Source organism: Nitrosomonas ureae (genome assembly GCF_001455205.1).
GTDB classification, from domain to species: domain Bacteria; phylum Pseudomonadota; class Gammaproteobacteria; order Burkholderiales; family Nitrosomonadaceae; genus Nitrosomonas; species Nitrosomonas ureae.
This window is the reverse complement of record NZ_CP013341.1, coordinates 1207001-1224398: the sequence shown is the minus strand read 5'-3', so window position 1 is coordinate 1224398 and position 17398 is coordinate 1207001. Positions and strand designations below refer to the sequence as shown.

The following is a 17398-nucleotide window of genomic DNA, read 5'->3' as shown; positions in this document are numbered from 1 at the left end:
CGGTTTATGCGTACTTTATTCACGTATATCATGGTTTTTCCCCGGCGCAGTGCATTTGTTCTGTTTGCGCTATTAATTGCAGGTATCGCCGAAGGATTGAGCCTAACTGCATTGCTGCCACTACTATCGATAGCTGTTGGCGATTCCGGCGGATCAGGTGATTCCGGTATCGGTAAATTCATGGAAGCAACGCTACAGGATATCGGTATTGAGCCTACGCTGGATGCAATTTTGATTATTATCGTGGGCGGTATGTTTTTCAAGGGATTGGTGCTATTGCTGGCGAATCGCCAAGTAGGTTACACAGTAGCGCATGTCGCCACAGCGTTACGATTGGATTTGATCGAAGCTTTGCTAGCCAGCCGCTGGCCGTATTATTTGCGACAGCCTGTCGGATCTCTTGCAAATTCGATTGCAACCGAAGCCTATCGTGCCGCCAACGGCTTTGAACACAGCGTGAACGTTTTGGCGTTGGCTATTCAAGTGATGGTATATGCCATTGTGGCACTATTCATCTCATGGGAAGCGACACTCGCTTCATTAGTCATCGGTTTGTTTTTATTGATTGCGTTGAATCGACTAGTCAGTGCAACCCGTCGGGCGGGTACAAAACAAACTCATTTGTTACGCCATCTGCTTACTTATTTGTCTGATGTGCTCAGTTCGGTAAAATCGCTGAAAGCCATGGCGCGTGATAATGTGGCCGACGCCATTTTACATGAACAGACGCAGCATCTGGAAAAAGCGACTCGTAAGGAAGTCATGAACCGGGCAGCTCTGACAGCACTTCAGGAACCTATTCTTGCTGCGCTGACTGCTAGCGGTTTGTATATTGCATTGGTAGTGTGGGAATTATCGCTTCCTGAAGTCATGTTGATGGTATTTTTGCTGACCCGTATTCTGGGGTTACTGAATAAGACACAACGCAGGCATCAGCAACTCGCCGCACAAGAAAGTGCTTATTGGGCATTACGTAAAGCAGCTGAAGATGCACGCGCCGCGGCGGAGAGATCGAGCGGAACAATACAGCCGACATTGCAGAAAGGCATTGCCTTGCAGCATGTGAAATTTAATTACGGACAAAAAATCATATTCGAAGATTTGAATATGGAAATACCCGTCAACTCATTTACCGCGGTTATGGGACCCTCCGGTGCAGGTAAAAGTACTTTGCTGGATTTGTTATGCGGATTGACCGAGCCGCAATCCGGCGAAGTTCGAATTGACACTATATCTTTGCATGATATCAATCTGCGCCAATGGCGTCACATGATCGGCTATGTCTCGCAAGATACGATCCTATTGCACGATACTGTGATGAATAACATCCTGGTTGGAGAACCCTCATTGACAGTTGATGACGCAGAACAGGCGCTCCGTCAGGCCGGTGCCTGGGATTTTGTTAACGCATTGCCGGAAGGGCTGCAAACGGTTGTCGGTGAGCGTGGTGGCTTACTTTCCGGAGGGCAGCGGCAACGTGTCGCGATTGCGCGAGCATTGGCGCATAGCCCGTCTTTTTTGATTCTCGACGAGCCTACCAGTGCATTAGACCCGGAAAGCGAACGCACGATTTGCGAAACATTACAGAAACTGGCCAAGAGCTTGACCATTATTGCTGTTTCGCATCAACCCGCGGTTATTAACGCAGCAGACCGAGTTTTTATACTTTCGAATGGCGTGGCAGAACCATTATCCCAAACGCCTCAGAATCCCTAAGATGCAGCAATAAAGTAAAAAATTACTTATTTCTTTATCCATTGTCCGTTAATTTGAATCCAGGTTCCCGCTGGGACTTTCTGAATAATTTCCTCAGCATATACTTTTCCTACCTGATTAGGATCAATGCCTTGTGCGGCAGCTTTTTCCTGATAAATTGCTTTACGCTTAGCATTAATTGCATCGGCCTCTACCTGAACACCAGGCTCTCTGGCGATGACATAACCCGTACTCGCTTCGCCAATTGCACCTGACGCACGCAGGTTTTCAAGACTGTCAGCCCACACCGGAACTGCATAGAGCGCTAACACCGGAAGAATGACGCCAAAAATTTTTGGCATAGATTTCTTAAAGATCATATTTGAAATACGCTGCATAATGCTCTCCTTTCTCATTTGCTATTAGAAGATGTCAGGGTTGGCGGCTATATCTTTTTTGGCTTCCTCTTCAAGCTTCACTCGAATATCAGCATCCAGTTTGATATTGAGATTTATCGTAATCGGTTCCTTAGGAGATTCCACTTTAACCGTCGGTGCGCAAGATACGATCACCAAGCAGCACGAAATCAAAATTACTGAAGTTATTATAGTGTTTGTCATTCGTTCAATTTTACACATGATTGCACTCCTCTTCTCCGATAATGAGCATACAGCGCTCTATGTCTGCAATTTAGCGCCATCTGACTTAATGCAATCTGAACGAACCGCGCAGAATTTCATGGGATAAACTGTAGCCGTAATTAATCTTTTGCAAGATCTTGTCTATATCTGTTTCCAACCTAATGTTCAAACGAAAGTTCTGCCCTTCTTTAACCTTAGGATTATTCCCCAACAAAGAAAGCTGGGCTACCAGATCGTGTGCGACCGATTTGTCGAGAGTCAATGATAGCTCAGTGTAATGGAAATCCTGCATGGCTTGCAGCAACAAATTCATTTCCTCTCCGGCGGAAGCAAGCCATTGTGAAGCTTTTTGGGGTTGAAAATGCAAAATTCCTGGTGCCTTGGCAGCAAGATGTCCCCTCTTTATCGTTAATTGATCCTCTTCTATTGTCAGGGGAACCTGACCATCCAAATGTCCGCTTCCTGCAAGACCATCGACCTTGATCAGGTTAAAGAATGATTCCAGATCGATATTACTGATCCGTATCAACATGTCAGAGTATTTAGCCGCGGGATCAATAGTCACGGGTGCCACCGATATCATGCCATCCATCATGGAAAACTGTGCTTTCTCAAGCGCAACTTGAGGAGGACTTGTATCCAGAATCTGATAGGAAATCAGCAAATTTTCCAATGGAATTCCAAAATCAATCTGTTCAACCGTGATTTTCTGTCCAGGCAGACTACCCGGGGTTAGCAAATTGTTCAAATTCAGCGCAATATTCAGATCCTTTATTTTCGCAGTTTCATGCGTAAACGAAACATTACGCATCTCCAATGCGCCGCGACTGCTGTGTACACCTTTTGTAGACCATTTTAATTGCGCGATCGCACTGACCTGTCCGCTTACATTATCCAACTGTGCTAGCACGGGAGAAAACACGCGGGGCTGCAGACTGCCCGGTAAAAAGTTTAATGGAACAACCTCCGCTTTGAGCATTCCACTACCACTATCCAGGACATGTGCGCCCTTAATCTTTAGAAACTGCAAACCTGCAACATCACCTGTGACGCTAAGTGCATACTCTGTTGATTTTCCCTGCTTGGCTTTATTTCTCACATCGCCGGTGATGGATAGATCTGCAAACAGAGGTTCGGACGCCAGATGCCGCAATTTGCCGATGGAAAAATCAGCAGCATTGCCAATTTCACTATCATTCAAATATAAAATGGCTGAGATATTCTTAAACTGTATCGCGGATTGCGGCAGATTAAAGGAAGCCTCACTGAGAGTTAACTGTCCTTGATAGTTTCTGTTGACATTCACTTCTCCCACCGCAGCAATTTTTCCTGGATGAATGTTTACTTCAATTTCAGCAGACTTATCGCTTTTAACCAGCATGGTAAGGTTTTCTGGCATCACAATGATATTATGTTTAAGGGCTAATCCATGCGGGCCTCCAGTTACGTTCAAATCAGCCTGGGAAATTGAGAAACCAGGAGGATCCCGAAAACGCAGAGGATATCCAGTAATGATCTTTCCCAGGGCAACTTGACCAGGATTGCGTAATCCGATGTGCCAACCGTCTGGATTGAACTTAACCTGCATTGGCAAGGCCATCGATAGCTGATGGATTTCTGCAGGCCCGGCAATCAGTTCTCCTCCATCGATACCTAGATCAAATTCTCCGTTCCAGGAACCCGATAGTCTGTAAATGCCTCCTTTTAAGGTAGCGTGACCAATGGCTGCATCACCCAACCTCAATGCAGTTGGCGTCTCATCCATCTGCTCGGGCACTGGCTTTTCTGACTTCTGCTCAGGCAGGTTAATGCCCGCTAATGCGAATTCAGTCTGCACATGCTGCAAATGCAGTGCTGCAAATGCAAAAGCGGTTTCGCCCGAGAAACTGGAAATTTTGATTCCGGGAATATTCAGCCTACCCTGCGAAATAGCAATCTTACCCTGCATATTTCCCTGCGCATCCAGGGTCGCTGCCAGCCCTCCCTTCGCCTGACCCAGCGAACCAGAGATTATGGTATCGAACCGGATTTCTTGCGTATTTGAATGGTCGTGCACGATGCTGCCCGACACAGCAATCGTGACATCACCCGCAACCGAATGGAGGCGTATCACTGAGTCTTCCAGTGAAAGTACAGGCAACCACGGTATGCGAATATCCTTTCCGGATATCGTCGTAGCCAGTTGCATCGAATCCAGCGCAGAGCGCTTTGCGCTCAGATCAAGTATCATTTCCACACCGCTAATTTCAACTAATGCCGGTTTTCCAGCGAGCAGATCACTGAGCTGCCAGTTCACCAGGATTTTACCCACTTGCAATTCGCCGTTGTTACCCGCCTTCAGCTCATGCAAACGGAGGGTATTAAGCGAAATATCGAGAACCGCAATGGATTGCAACGGAAAACCTTGTTTGCATAACTGCTCATTGATGAGCACTTCCAGCAGGGAATTGCGGAATGCATAAAGCCCCACCCCAGCAAAAATAATAAGGCTCAACAGAACCAGTAATCCGGTTTTTAATTGTTTCACCATTGGATGAAATGATAGCGTTTGTAATGGCTCATTTTATCTTTCAATCGATATTATGAAGCTAAAGGAAATAGAAACTTAACCATTCGAGTCTTGTAAAGTAAAAGATTATCATGCCGTCCGTCAAAACGAAATTCAGTTTCTTTGATCACGAATAAGTGGCACTATTCAATCTAATTGTCTCACCTGTGAGTTTCTCTTGTAATTCAATACTGCCAAGCAGAAAGGTAACTCAAAATCAGTCATATGTCTTTTATAAAAAACTAGGTTAATAATGTCTTTAATTACCAAGAAGAGGCCTCCCTTGTCTTTAGTTATTGTGATCTTTGGCGCCTCAGGGTCAGGAAAATCCACTTTGATGGCGCTATTAATGCAATCTGGCGAGCAATACTCGCTGCATTTCAAGGGAACCAATCGTCCCCCGCGTCGGTTTGACGGTATCGAAATCCGTTGCGTCGATCGCATTGAATCCTCAGAATATGACTATATTTATCAATCGTATGGCTTCCATTATGGAATTCAGCGATCTCAGATTGATTCTGCCATCGCAGAAAATCTTCACCATTTCATAATCTGCAACAACCTAGAAGTAATTCAAGCGCTCAAGCGTGACTATCCGAATCGTGTTCGCGTGATCTTCCTTGATTTCGATGCTCCACGCGAAACACTGCATGCGATTCAGGTAGCTCGAAAAATAGATGACGATGAGATTAAGCTTAGATTGGTAAAAACAGAAGCTCTCTACAAGATTTTTTTGCATGAAAGAGAGCTCTTCGACGATGTGCTCTACAATCGCTATGGCGACAAACCGGAGGTATTGCATCTCAAGTTAGAACAAATTCTTGAGCACCTTGATATGCCAATTACAGCTCGCCCATCTAGCGCTCTTAAGCGATTGGACCGACTCGCCAAAGAAATTCACACACGACTGTCAGAATTTCGAGATGCTCCCCTAGAACACCTTTAAATGATGCATAATTCCGGGTTTCCAGTAAACTGAACTATAAGACGAAGTTCACGCATAGATATTCTGAAACAAAAATGGGAATGAAGCATTTTTACATTCTCAGGAGGCGATTTCCTTGAAGCATGAGGGCGGTATTACCCGCTACAGCGTACTAAATCTGCTCAATCAGATTCTTTATGGTGTTCACATTCAAACATTCTTTTGAAACTTTTATTTTACTCTTCGGTCATGAATTAGGCATTAGTATTGTTAAATTGCTACTTGTTGTGATCGATAAGGAGTCTTGCCAAAATCATCATTTCTACGCAGTAAAGGCAATTGACAAGTCATTCTAAAAATAGTGTTTTAATTTTGATCGGCTGATCAGCGTTTGCCATTTCGCTTATGGCTATAAGCCAGGTAACAACAATATTGACAGGAGTGATAATCATCCACTATGGCTTTTATGGATATCAGCAAAGATGGTCAGCCGTGTACTATTAGCGATAGCATTGCTATAAGCGCGGCCTGGCCTGTATGACATACATATAACGGATGAGGATGAAAGTATTATGGAATGGTTAGCCATTATCTTATCGATTATCGCGGTGGGTTTCATGTTCAGGTTCTTTTCCACAACTAAAAAAGTACTAAAGCTGGGACAACCTGCACCTGAATTCAAACTGAGGGATCAATTTGGAAAAATGCATGCTTTGGCAGACTTTCAGGGTAAGTGGTTGGCATTATATTTTTATCCGAAAGACGATACTCCCGGGTGCACTAAGCAGGCTTGCGCTTTTCGTGATAGCCTTCAGCAATTGACTGAGCTGGGTGCCGAAGTGATTGGCGTGAGTGTGGATGATACAAACAGTCATGCAGAATTTGCTCAAAAATTTCATTTGCAATTTCCGCTATTGGCAGATACCACTGCGGAAACAGCCGCTCGATATTATTCGCTTATTAATCTGGGTATTATCAAGTTTGCCAGACGCAATACATTTTTAATCGATCCGCACGGAAAAATTGCACGCATGTATTTGTCGGCTAGTGCCGCACACAATTCCTCCGCAGTGATTGCCGATTTGAAACAGTTACAAGCAATATAGCGAGCATAGCGCACTATCGTAAGGAATTACGCGCTCTTTTGATTCTTCTCAAAGATTGAAAATTCCATCTCAGACTACATATAAAGTAAAACAGGAAAAGGAGGCAGCATGGCAAATTTTACCGAAGAGCAGTTAATACAGTTGAAAGCTGCGTTACATAAACGTTATCTACATCTACAAAAAGAAATACGTAACGAGCTTGCACACACTCAGGATATTAGTGATTCTGAGCTAGCAGAGTATGTCAACAATATACCGGATGATATTGATACAGCATTAGTCGACCGGCAAATCAATGAAATGCGCGAATTGGAAATGTCGATGAAGTATCTGAGCGAACTGGAGTTCGGCGACTGTATCGATTGTGGTAACGAGGTCGGATTTGAGCGGTTATTAGTATATCCATCCGCGCAACGTTGTATTCAGTGCCAGACTCAATACGAAAAGGCTTTCCCTCACGAATCAAGTCCCTCGTTATAACTGCAGAGTATTTTGCCGGCCTTATACTTTGGTTTTGAGCAAAATAAGAATAGCCCCGCCGCCGCCATCTTCCGGTCTTGCCTGACAGAAAGCCAATACATCAGTACGTTGCATCAGCCAATTTCCGACTCTCGTTTTTAAAACCGGTTCGCGGTTTTTAGAACTCAGCCCCTTACCATGGATGACACGAACGCATCGAAATTTTTGTTGCGCACAGAAATCCAGAAAAACGCTTAATGCCTGCCGCGCCTCATCACGCGTATATCCATGTAAATCAAGATCATCCTGAATCCTCCAATACCCGCGCCGCAAACGCCGTAACGTCTGATGCGGCATGCCCGGCTGCACGAAGGACCATTCATCACCTGCTTCAATTTCAACAACAATATTGTCAGTTAGCACATTTTCTGATGTTGCATTTTCCTCGCTCTTATTTTTACGTGGAAACGGCGAAACTTTGATGCCCCTACTAACTATTTTATCTGACGCCGGTAATGGCGCCACATCACGCATGGCCGCCAGAAACAGTGACAGTTCATCTTCATCCATGACAGAATCCTTTATAGCCATCCAGTTTTATCGAAAAACTGTTAATTACATTTTAGATTCAATAATTATTTCAGGTTATCCAGATATTTCTCCGCATCCAGTGCTGCCATACAGCCACTCGCGGCACTGGTTACCGCTTGACGATATATGTGATCCTGCACGTCGCCTGCAGCAAACACACCCGCTATGCTGGTGACTGTTGCATTTCCTTGACCACCACCGCGAGTAACAATATAGCCATTTTCCATTTGCAGTTGCCCGACAAAAATATCGGTATTTGGTTTATGGCCGATAGCAATGAAAACACCTTGCAAATCTATTTCTTGGGTGGAATCATCCTTGGTGCTTCTGATGCGCATGCCCGTAACACCGGATTGATCGCCCAACACCTCATCCAGTACATGATTCAGTTTCAATTTAATATTGCCGGTACGGGTTTTTTCCATCAATTTATCAATCAGAATTTTTTCCGAGCGGAACTGATCACGCCGATGCACTACTGTCACGCTGCGTGCAATATTCGAAAGATACAATGCTTCTTCTACCGCAGTATTGCCACCACCGATAACAGCAACATCTTGTCCTTTATAGAAAAAACCATCACACGTTGCACACCCTGACACACCGCGCCCCATAAATGCTTCTTCGGATGGCAAGCCGAGATATTGCGCAGATGCGCCGGTGGCAATAATGAGCGCATCGCAAGTATAAATGCCTTGATCACCCATCAAAGTAATTGGTTTTTCTGTCAATTTTGCGGTATGAATATGATCAAAAATAATTTCGGTATGAAAACGCTCCGCATGTTTCTGAAACCGTTCCATCAACTCCGGGCCTTGCACACCCATTGCATCGGCCGGCCAATTATCCACATCCGTTGTTGTCATTAATTGTCCGCCCTGAGCCAAGCCAGTGATCAAAACCGGACTCAGATTGGCGCGTGCCGCATAAACGGCAGCAGTATAACCCGCCGGCCCGGAACCAAGAATAAGCAGTGAATTGTGTTTGGTCGTCATAAATTTATTTACGAAGTAGATCGAGGACGACATTGTACTCGTAAATAATTAAATTGCCTTGCTGCCCAATCTCTCTCGCCATCATTGCTGATTGTTCGATGATAGATTTCTGACTCAGTAATAAATCCTTCTTGTTTAACTCCTGATCAGGAAAATACATCTGTGTTGTCAGCGGAAAATAACCCGGTTTAAAAATCTTTAAATGAATATGCGGAGGCCTGATCCACGTTCCGCTGGCAGGGTAAGCACCAGGCATTACTGTCTTAAAGCGAAAAGATCCTTTCTCATCAGTCTGAATTATCGCCCACCCTTGGAAGTTCTGATCCAGCTTTGCTTTATTGGAATCACGCGGATGACGATAGCGACCGTTGGCATCCGCCTGCCAAATATCTAGCAGCGTATTTTCAACCGCATTACCATAGATATCGGTTACATGCCCACCGACCACAATATGCTGACCACTCGCATCGTCAACGTAACCATTGATTTGCGTCAGATCTTCGTCCTTGTCTTTCTGATTCTTTACCGGATAAAACGGACCTTCTGTTTCTTCGGGCGTAGGCATTAATGCTAACGCTTTAGCCAAACTACCGCTGCCCAGCACACTGGCAAAGCTGCCCAACACACCTAATCCAATCACTTTTCTACGGGAAATTTTTTTCATGCTGAATGACTCGATCGCCTTATGAATTCTATTAGAATTTTTTAGAACAGCAATAGGTATAAAAATTCAGATGATAAAACAGATCCAACCGAGATCCAGTGAATTGGATACGTAAAACCTTTTATACACGCGCTTCAATTTGCATCAGAACTTGCCACAAACAAGCGTGCTAAGAATAAAGCACCCCGCCGCAAGCAGCGAGGTATTAAAAGCGCTCTTCAGACTGCTGGTTTTCAACCAGCCTTTGTGCCCCGAGGGGCGAGGAATTAAACCCGGAAGAGATTAAATGTAAACTGGCCCTATTTGCTCATTGATCTGTAAATTATGCGAAAGAAAATGGAGCAAATATTCCCCATTTGCTCCATTTTCATTATTACTCGCTTTTAATTATTGAAAAAGGGAAACCAGTGATTAGTAATGTCAAATTTTATATTCTTCTCTTTCTGGAACGCACTGTAAAAGCTACCAATCCTAACCCTATCATCAACATAGCATAGGTCTCCGGTTCAGGCACAGGACTTATATGTTTTTCTGCCAATGTACTGATGTTTGTGAATATAAATGCTTGATCATTATAATCGAAATCCCCGCCACCCTGGATATCTTCAAATCCCACATAGGTACCCGCGGGAATACCAAGAACCGTATCTCCAGAAAAACTAGTTGAGTAAATATGATTTACTCCATCGGCATTAGATGCGGAATTGGAATTCCAAATATCCCCGGTATCGAGAACTTTCATCTGGAACGTAAGTATATCTCCCGCATTAACGTAACCTAGATTGACATAATCTCCCACATTTGAAGTTTGATTGTTTAACACTCCCAAAGATGACTGTGGTGTAACTACGCCATTCACGAGTAAGGATAGCGTATTGGTATAAGATGCCGAGCTCGATTGAAAGTAAGCGCCAATATAACCTGTTGTTGTTGCAGTAAAAGTGTAAGTATTTTGAACAGACACGCCCTGATCTGCATAGGAAATCGAAGCCGCTTTTACATGGGCTATCGAAAACAAGCCAAAGCAAAGAGCCATAGACAACACTGTTAAGCGTAAAGAATTTTTCATTGTATGCTCCAGAAACTAATTTTTAATAAAAACTACAGAACATATGGAAACTCTAAATAAACCGATTGCACTCATAATTCGACGATACCGTGGCAATCGTAATAAATTACCGTTCACCCCAAACCTATTGAGAAGCTTAGTCAGAACTTTCCTGTCTGGCGAGATACTAGACCCAATACTCAGCCTGGAATAGAGATGAATATCCTGAATACATACTGAAAAAAATGAGGAAATGTCCTATAAAAATCCTAAGCCGGATTGAGTTAATCAATGCATATTTAATGCATTTTTTGGTTTCTTATCAGCTGATCATTTTCTTTCCGATCTACGAGTACTACACACTTTTGGGTATTCAGAACGAAAATAAATTTCACGGATAATCGCTCCATACCATTGAAAGTATTAATTAATTACATTTAATACTGATCTCATGTGAACCATAGGGAATAGTCCATTGCTTTGGATTTGATAAATACAGAAAATAGTAGGTTTGTCACAATGGATACTACATAATTAGTCAACTTGTCCTATAAAGTTCCTGGATAAGTCAACAAATAAGAGGCGGTTTAGTAGCGCTTAAGCTCACTCCTTAGGTATATATTTTTCTCACGATCGATTAGTTAACAAGAAAAATTCAAAATCTTGAACTGATAAATCCATTCACTATTATTCGATGATTAATTTGAAGTGCTTCTTTCATACCTCACCGTGCACAACACTCATGCCACACCGCCCCTCTAGGGGCTCTGCTGTTTATTGCAGATACGCAATGACTGAACAGAATAACTTATTAAGATATTGATTCTTCAGATTGATAGTTCTCAAGCTGCGCGGGATAGGGATATGAAATTAATTCAGCTTTGATTGAGAGGGTTTGAAACCCTAGGGATAAAAATGTCAAAAGGAGGAATATAAATAAATTAAGCGATTGCTTTTTCTTGCGACGGGAAAAACTTCTTATCATGAAATCCTTTCAACAACAACGGTATTACTACGGGTTAATAAAATAACTCAGCATTTCACAAAATATTGCACAAAGCTTGATTACTACGGTACCTAATGTACTAACGAAGAATTTGTAAGAACAGGGCAATACAAAAGGCGGCGATTCTAAAGTCATTTCTTAAAACTTGCAATACCTCACTCCCATATTCTTTCCTAGAGAGGTAAGTTTCACATCCAAATCAATTTTGCCGGGTAATGCACCGCTTATGAGAATCAATTCCCTCGCAACTTAATCCCTAATAATTTTATTTTGCGATAAAGATGCGTACGCTCTAACCCTGCCCGCTCAGCCACACGCGTCATATTTCCATTTTCTTGATCAATTAATCTTTCAAAATAAGTTTTTTCAAATAAATCACGCGCTTCACGCAATGAAAGATCGAGGGGGATTTCCGGAGCCACTGATGCGGAAGATGATTCTGGAAATACCATTGCCTGTTGCACTGCTTCGACCGAAATCTCGTCACCTGTGGATGTTAATGCCAAAGAGTGGACCACACCCGTTAGCTGCGTAAGATTACCCGGCCAGTCATAATTACGCAGGCAATTCAGCGCAGCGGTAGTAAACTGTAATGTCGATGAAGCTTCACCTGATTCAACAAAGCGCGATAAAATTTGATTCGCTAATTCAGGTATATCCTCCCGATGCGCTCTCAGCGCAGGAATGCCGATACTTAATCCACTTAACACTTCATATAATCTGGGATGATAGGCACCTTGCGCAGTCAACTCCGCAAGAGGATGTGATGTCGCACATACCAGCCGCACATTATATTTTTCCAGTTTGCTCAGTAGCAGCAACAAACCTTTTTGTGCCAATTTGCTGATTTCACCTACTTCCTTGAGAAATAACAAGCCATCACGTGCCGGCTCTAATAAATCCAGTGGCGATTCTGCTAATGAAGTCAATGTCTCGGGCTCTATCCACGGCGTATTAGGGCGATGCATGAAGCGAGCACATATTTCGGCCCCTGCACCAGGCTCTCCCATCAATAGCACGGGTGCTTTCAGATTGACTACTTGTTCCAATCTTTTGCGCAGATCTGCAATCATGCTGCCTTTGCCCAAGCTCGCGAGAGAAAGCGCTGATTGCTGCTTATTTTGCCCACCCCGCAAAGCTTTGCTTACGGTACTCAACAATTTTTGCAGTGGTATCGGTTTTTCCAAATAACTAAATGCACCAATACGCGTCGCTTCAACCGCTGTATCAATGGTGCCATGCCCTGACATCATAATCACTGGCATCGTCAACATTCCATTACTAACCCACTCTTTCAACAGTGTAATACCATCTGTGTCAGGCATCCAAATATCCAGCAGCACCAAATCCGGACGCGTCTGATTCCGCCAAATACGTGCTTGCTCAGCATTTTCTGCCAGCGCCACACGATATCCTTCATCACGCAGGATTTCTGACAATAGTTCGCGTATACCAATTTCGTCATCAACAATGAGTATTGTATTATTTGTTATCATCTGAAATTCTCTCCACTACTGAAATCTAATCAGCTAGCTTGTGGTTAACTGTAAAATTTCATGTACATTTATAGATTCGGAGTTTATTGAGTAGCGAGTGCCAATACATGAAATATTTTACTCGCCTTTTCTACATTTACAGACTTGATAATTTAATTTAGTGTCAGTCTGTTATTTCCTGCAGTTTTATTTTTTTCCACCGCCGGCAAGATAATTGAGATTTGTGCGCCATGTGGCTTAATATTCTCGATGTGAATAAGCCCATCATGTTCTTCAATAATTTTCTTGACAATAGGTAAACCCAAGCCTGTACCTTTTAATTTAGTCGTGACATAGGGTTCAAAAACTCGCGCTCTGATTTCTTCCGAAAAGCCGCAACCATTATCACGCACACTTAATTGCACACCGCCATGCATCGTTTCGGTTTTCACTTCTATCACGGGTTCCGGAGTATCAATTAACGCATCCTGTGCATTCTGCAATAAATTGTGCAGCACTTGACGTAGCTGCGCAGAATCCCCCCTAACTCCCGGTAATTCTTCCGCCAATATCTGTATGATTTGTATATGTTTACCATTTTCTACCGCCATACTTCCGGTTTCATAGAGCGCTAGCACTTCACGAACCAGCTGATTAAAATCCAATTGCCGCAATTCCAGTTCAGGAACACGCGCATACTGATTGAACTCATTCACCATTTTTTTCAGAGCCTCGACCTGATTTACAATGGTTTCAGTAGAACGCCTTAATATTTTCGCATCCTCTTCGCTGAGCTTATTGATTAATTTATGTTGTACCCGTTCCGCTGAGAGCTGAATCGGCGTTAATGGATTTTTAATTTCGTGCGCCAAACGCCGGGCCACTTCGCCCCAGGCTACAGCGCGCTGTACCTGCAGTAAGCTAGTAATATCATCAAAAACCACCACACCGCCGCCACCCGATATCTTAGGTAATCGTGTGCCTCGTAGCAGCAAAACCTGATTGCGACCATCTTCCGAACGCGTCAGTTGACGCTGCCAAACACTTGTCGCTTCCGAATTAAAACCTGACCGAATTTCAGTTATCAGCATATTCAACTGCGGTTCATTGGTTACACACCCTTCGATAATTGAACCGTCCAAACTGATTAAAGGTATCTGGAGTATTTGTTCTGCGCTACGGTTTGCTTTGGACAAAGCCAATTGATCGTCAAATACTAATACGCCGGATGAAAGATTTGCCAGAATACTTTCCAGATGTGCCCGAGCACTTTCCACCTCCTGCTGATTATGCTGCGCAACTGCTTGCGCTTCTTGCAATTGCTGCGTCATCAAATTAAATGATTCTGTCAATATACCCAATTCGTCACCACTTTGAACTAAATGACGGCGGCTGTAATCACCCTGTGCAATAGCACGCGTCCCTTCCGCCAGCAGGCCCAGCGGCGCACTTAATTTCTCACTGAGCAATGATGCGGTTGCCAGCGCTGAAAATAAAGATAATAGCAATGCCAGCGTCAATGTCACACTATATAATCGAGTCAATCCATGACGAGATAATGTAAGCTCCTGGTAATCCCGGAACCCTGCCTGTACTCGCTCAGCATCTTTGGCCAACTGCACGGGAACCGGCTGCAATAACTGCAAAACGCGTATATCTTCTTTCAAGCTCAATACGTTTACAGGCACAACAACACGCAAATATAAGCCCCTATCGTCTAACGACTCAACCGCACTGTAAGCTTTCTGGATCCTTATATGACGCATTACTACCGCGTTCGGCTTTTCAGGAAATAAGGCCAGATTACTTTCGCTTGAAAATGCGATCACCTTGCCATCCTGGTTGAATAAAGTCGATTCTTCCACTTGGGTTTGTAATAATAATTCATTGAGTATCAGCAAAGGGGGACCAGAGGTTCCTGCCAGCATCAACGCCGTGGCCTGTGCTTTTTTCTGCAGTTCCTCCAACAAGTTATCCAGCATAGTCTGCCCCAGATTCAGCCCCCCCTCCAAAGCACGATCCACTTTCACATCGAACCAGGATTCAATACTTTTCTCCAGAAATTGAACTGACACGGCATACACCAAAGCACCAGGAAGTATTGCCATCAGGGAAAAAACCAGCATTAATCGCAATGCCAGCTTGGATCCAAATACGCCTGATTTAAGTCTGCGCCTGAACCGCCACAACAATATTGCGACGATTGCCATAAGGAAAAGTACAAAAGCAGCATTTATAACCAGCAGCAAACGGTACTTATGCTCAAAAAACTCCGTATTGGCACCGGCTGTAGCCAGGAGAAACAACATGACTGCTCCCAACCCCGAGCCAATAATGAGCACATACTTCATTACTGGCCTTTCATCTGGAATGGCTGCTCCGGCGTAGGTAATTTCATGCGCCACTCCAATTTGTCCGAACTCAAATTCCATCGACTGGAACCCAGAGCCTCAACCTGGAATGGCTTGGGCATACGTGTCAGATCAAGCCATATACGCAGCGATGCGATATAATCAGCATCCTGCTTCAACTCTGATTTAACTGTTAAGGGAAAATCTCGCAAACGGCCCAAAACCCCCAATGCTTCCCGAAGCGTATTAAAACTCTGTGAAAATGAAGCATGATTCAAATGATACTGGCGTGTAAGTGCATAATACCTCAACCCGACTCTGTATTTGCCGCGCACGACTTCGTCATCCAACCAATACCAGCGCACATCAACAAGACTGAATTTGAATACAAAGTAAAGTACGATACCTTTCTCAAGCGCCTGCTCCAAAGTGGGGTTGAGCGCAATCTCAGAATCCACGCTAATTTCATAACCCCCGCCAGCTGTTACTAAATTGACATTCTTTATGCGGATGTCCTGCGCCTGCGCAGTAGTTGCCTGAAACAGTAAGAACAAAATCAACCATAAGAAAACTGAACTGGCATACGGCAGCTTCACCCGATCGATATATCGATCAGGTTTTTTGCAGCAAGGTATAAAAGAAACCGTCATGTTGAGTATCAGGTAACAGTTGTCCATCCATCATCGCTGCCACAGAAAGCGGTAATTGACATGCATCTGAGTGATGTTTAAGAAATTTTTCAATCTGCATTGTATTTTCTTCTGCAAAAACCGAACAAGTCACATAGAGCAACTTACCATTCTTACGTAAAATTTTCCACAATGCGTCCAGTATTGCTTGCTGAGTTATTGCAAACTTGGTCAAATCACTCTCGCGTCGTAACCATTTAATATCAGGATGTCGGCATACCACCCCCGATGCAGAACAAGGCACATCAGCCAAAATTCGATCATAGGGTTGCTTATCCCACCATGCATCGGGATTCGCGGCGTCACCGCAAATTAATCGCTCCGATGCCATTCTCAAACGTTCAAGGTTTTGCTGCACTTGAATTAACCGCTCCGGGTCGTTATCCAACACCGACAGCGATATGTTTGCCAACTCCAGCAAATGCGTACTTTTACCTCCAGGTGCAGCACAAGCATCCAACACTCGCATGCCATCATGCACATCCAGCAGTGGCGCAGCAAGTTGCGCACCTGCATCTTGCACCGTTACCAATCCCATAACAAAGCCTGGCAGAGATTCCACCCTGACGGGTTGGCTCAGTAGCAGCGCACCTGGCCATAACACCTCAGCCTGCATCCCATTTTCCGTCAACAAATCACAGTACGCCTCCACGCTGATCATACGCCGGTTAACCCGTAGAGTCATCGGCGGGCGCTTGTTATTCGCGCTCAGTATGGCTGCAAAATTTTTCGGATATTGCCGCCGCAACTTATCAACCCACCACTGCGGATGCGAATAACGTCCGATCTCTTTTTCAGCAGCTTGTTTCAACAATTTTTCCTGCTGTCGGATAAAATTGCGCAACACTGCATTGACCAATCCTTGCATCCCGCTGCCCTTCACCAAGCAACGTGAAGCTGAGACCGCTTGATCCACCACAGTGTGCGGCAACACACGGCTATATTGCAATTGATATAAACTTACCAGCAGTAGATGACACAAGCTTCTGTCGCGCAACGGCTTTTTCAGCAAGAGCTCTAAGATTACTCCCAGTTGCCCATAAAAACGCAATACACCATAACTCAAATCCTGAACAGCACCTCTCTGCTGCTTCGATAGCGAAGATTCCACGCGCCAGACATCCTGCAGCACCTCGGTCAGGCTTGCTCCGGCTAATACTCTACCCACTACTGAAGCCGCAGTAAGCTGTGTTTTTATCATACTC

The 17398-nt window shown here is 44.1% G+C and carries 15 protein-coding genes; 4 read left to right on the top strand and 11 right to left on the bottom strand.

What is annotated here, in order from left to right; genetic code table 11:
• Window positions 1-6: 6 nt before the first annotated feature.
• A complete protein-coding gene (locus ATY38_RS05660) occupies window positions 7-1716 on the top strand; it encodes an ABC transporter ATP-binding protein (protein WP_062558452.1) in 1710 nt (569 codons plus the stop codon).
• 26 nt (window positions 1717-1742) lie between these two features.
• Here ATY38_RS05660 and ATY38_RS05655 read toward each other — a convergent pair whose 3' ends face one another.
• The 3 genes from ATY38_RS05655 to ATY38_RS05645 all read right to left on the bottom strand — a co-directional run bounded on the left by ATY38_RS05655 (window position 1743) and on the right by ATY38_RS05645 (window position 4866).
• Window positions 1743-2093, bottom strand: coding sequence for a YdbL family probable chaperone protein (locus ATY38_RS05655; RefSeq protein ID WP_062558451.1), 351 nt, complete (start codon window positions 2091-2093; stop codon window positions 1743-1745).
• Window positions 2094-2117: 24 nt separating this feature from the next.
• A complete protein-coding gene (locus ATY38_RS05650; protein ID WP_013648702.1) occupies window positions 2118-2333 on the bottom strand; it encodes a YnbE family lipoprotein in 216 nt (71 codons plus the stop codon).
• Window positions 2334-2400: 67 nt separating this feature from the next.
• Entirely contained in the window at window positions 2401-4866 is a 2466-nt protein-coding gene (locus tag ATY38_RS05645) for an intermembrane phospholipid transport YdbH family protein (RefSeq protein WP_062558450.1), read from the bottom strand.
• Window positions 4867-5167: 301 nt separating this feature from the next.
• Between ATY38_RS05645 and ATY38_RS05640 the strand changes: the two genes are divergently transcribed.
• The 3 genes from ATY38_RS05640 to ATY38_RS05630 all read left to right on the top strand — a co-directional run bounded on the left by ATY38_RS05640 (window position 5168) and on the right by ATY38_RS05630 (window position 7395).
• Window positions 5168-5830 (top strand): nucleoside/nucleotide kinase family protein, encoded by a 663-nt coding sequence (locus ATY38_RS05640; RefSeq protein WP_143023430.1) that lies wholly within the window; start codon window positions 5168-5170, stop codon window positions 5828-5830.
• Between the two features lie 551 nt (window positions 5831-6381).
• Window positions 6382-6915, top strand: a complete 534-nt coding sequence (locus tag ATY38_RS05635; protein WP_062558448.1) for a peroxiredoxin — start codon at window positions 6382-6384, stop codon at window positions 6913-6915.
• Window positions 6916-7023: 108 nt separating this feature from the next.
• Complete coding sequence (locus ATY38_RS05630; protein WP_062558447.1) at window positions 7024-7395, top strand: TraR/DksA family transcriptional regulator; 372 nt, start codon at window positions 7024-7026, stop codon at window positions 7393-7395.
• 21 nt (window positions 7396-7416) lie between these two features.
• Here the strand turns inward: ATY38_RS05630 and ATY38_RS05625 are convergent, their stop codons facing one another.
• The 8 genes from ATY38_RS05625 to rsmB all read right to left on the bottom strand — a co-directional run bounded on the left by ATY38_RS05625 (window position 7417) and on the right by rsmB (window position 17394).
• Window positions 7417-7944, bottom strand: coding sequence for a Smr/MutS family protein (locus ATY38_RS05625; protein ID WP_062558446.1), 528 nt, complete (start codon window positions 7942-7944; stop codon window positions 7417-7419).
• A 65-nt stretch (window positions 7945-8009) separates the two neighbouring features.
• Window positions 8010-8960 carry a thioredoxin-disulfide reductase gene (trxB, locus tag ATY38_RS05620; RefSeq protein ID WP_062560111.1) on the bottom strand — a complete coding sequence of 317 codons (951 nt, stop codon included), beginning with the start codon at window positions 8958-8960 and terminating at the stop codon, window positions 8010-8012.
• Window positions 8961-8964: 4 nt separating this feature from the next.
• A complete protein-coding gene (locus ATY38_RS05615; RefSeq protein WP_062558445.1) occupies window positions 8965-9624 on the bottom strand; it encodes a dioxygenase family protein in 660 nt (219 codons plus the stop codon).
• A gap of 427 nt (window positions 9625-10051) precedes the next feature.
• Window positions 10052-10693 carry a DUF4114 domain-containing protein gene (locus tag ATY38_RS05610; RefSeq protein WP_062558444.1) on the bottom strand — a complete coding sequence of 214 codons (642 nt, stop codon included), beginning with the start codon at window positions 10691-10693 and terminating at the stop codon, window positions 10052-10054.
• 1218 nt (window positions 10694-11911) lie between these two features.
• Window positions 11912-13174, bottom strand: coding sequence for a sigma-54-dependent transcriptional regulator (locus ATY38_RS05605; protein WP_062558443.1), 1263 nt, complete (start codon window positions 13172-13174; stop codon window positions 11912-11914).
• Window positions 13175-13326: 152 nt separating this feature from the next.
• A complete protein-coding gene (locus tag ATY38_RS05600; protein WP_062558442.1) occupies window positions 13327-15504 on the bottom strand; it encodes an ATP-binding protein in 2178 nt (725 codons plus the stop codon).
• Window positions 15504-16154, bottom strand: a complete 651-nt coding sequence (locus ATY38_RS05595; protein WP_062558441.1) for a DUF4390 domain-containing protein — start codon at window positions 16152-16154, stop codon at window positions 15504-15506. The genes ATY38_RS05600 and ATY38_RS05595 overlap by 1 nt, the downstream gene beginning before the upstream one ends.
• On the bottom strand, window positions 16117-17394 hold the full coding sequence (rsmB, locus tag ATY38_RS05590; RefSeq protein ID WP_062558440.1) for a 16S rRNA (cytosine(967)-C(5))-methyltransferase RsmB: 1278 nt from the start codon (window positions 17392-17394) through the stop codon (window positions 16117-16119). Before rsmB ends, ATY38_RS05595 begins: the two co-directional genes overlap by 38 nt.
• Between the last annotated feature and the right edge of the window lie 4 nt (window positions 17395-17398).

Bases quoted from the DNA above. Each gene is read 5' to 3' on its own strand.
- rsmB (WP_062558440.1), bottom strand. From the start codon at position 17,394: ATGATAAAAACACAGCTTACTGCGGCTTCAGTAGTGGGTAGAGTATTA.
- ATY38_RS05630 (WP_062558447.1), top strand. From the start codon at position 7,024: ATGGCAAATTTTACCGAAGAGCAGTTAATACAGTTGAAAGCTGCGTTA.
- ATY38_RS05635 (WP_062558448.1), top strand. From the start codon at position 6,382: ATGGAATGGTTAGCCATTATCTTATCGATTATCGCGGTGGGTTTCATG.
- ATY38_RS05595 (WP_062558441.1), bottom strand. From the start codon at position 16,154: ATGACGGTTTCTTTTATACCTTGCTGCAAAAAACCTGATCGATATATC.
- ATY38_RS05650 (WP_013648702.1), bottom strand. From the start codon at position 2,333: ATGTGTAAAATTGAACGAATGACAAACACTATAATAACTTCAGTAATT.
- trxB (WP_062560111.1), bottom strand. From the start codon at position 8,960: ATGACGACCAAACACAATTCACTGCTTATTCTTGGTTCCGGGCCGGCG.
- ATY38_RS05645 (WP_062558450.1), bottom strand. From the start codon at position 4,866: ATGGTGAAACAATTAAAAACCGGATTACTGGTTCTGTTGAGCCTTATT.
- ATY38_RS05615 (WP_062558445.1), bottom strand. From the start codon at position 9,624: ATGAAAAAAATTTCCCGTAGAAAAGTGATTGGATTAGGTGTGTTGGGC.
- ATY38_RS05655 (WP_062558451.1), bottom strand. From the start codon at position 2,093: ATGCAGCGTATTTCAAATATGATCTTTAAGAAATCTATGCCAAAAATT.
- ATY38_RS05605 (WP_062558443.1), bottom strand. From the start codon at position 13,174: ATGATAACAAATAATACAATACTCATTGTTGATGACGAAATTGGTATA.
- ATY38_RS05660 (WP_062558452.1), top strand. From the start codon at position 7: ATGCGTACTTTATTCACGTATATCATGGTTTTTCCCCGGCGCAGTGCA.
- ATY38_RS05610 (WP_062558444.1), bottom strand. From the start codon at position 10,693: ATGAAAAATTCTTTACGCTTAACAGTGTTGTCTATGGCTCTTTGCTTT.
- ATY38_RS05600 (WP_062558442.1), bottom strand. From the start codon at position 15,504: ATGAAGTATGTGCTCATTATTGGCTCGGGGTTGGGAGCAGTCATGTTG.
- ATY38_RS05625 (WP_062558446.1), bottom strand. From the start codon at position 7,944: ATGGATGAAGATGAACTGTCACTGTTTCTGGCGGCCATGCGTGATGTG.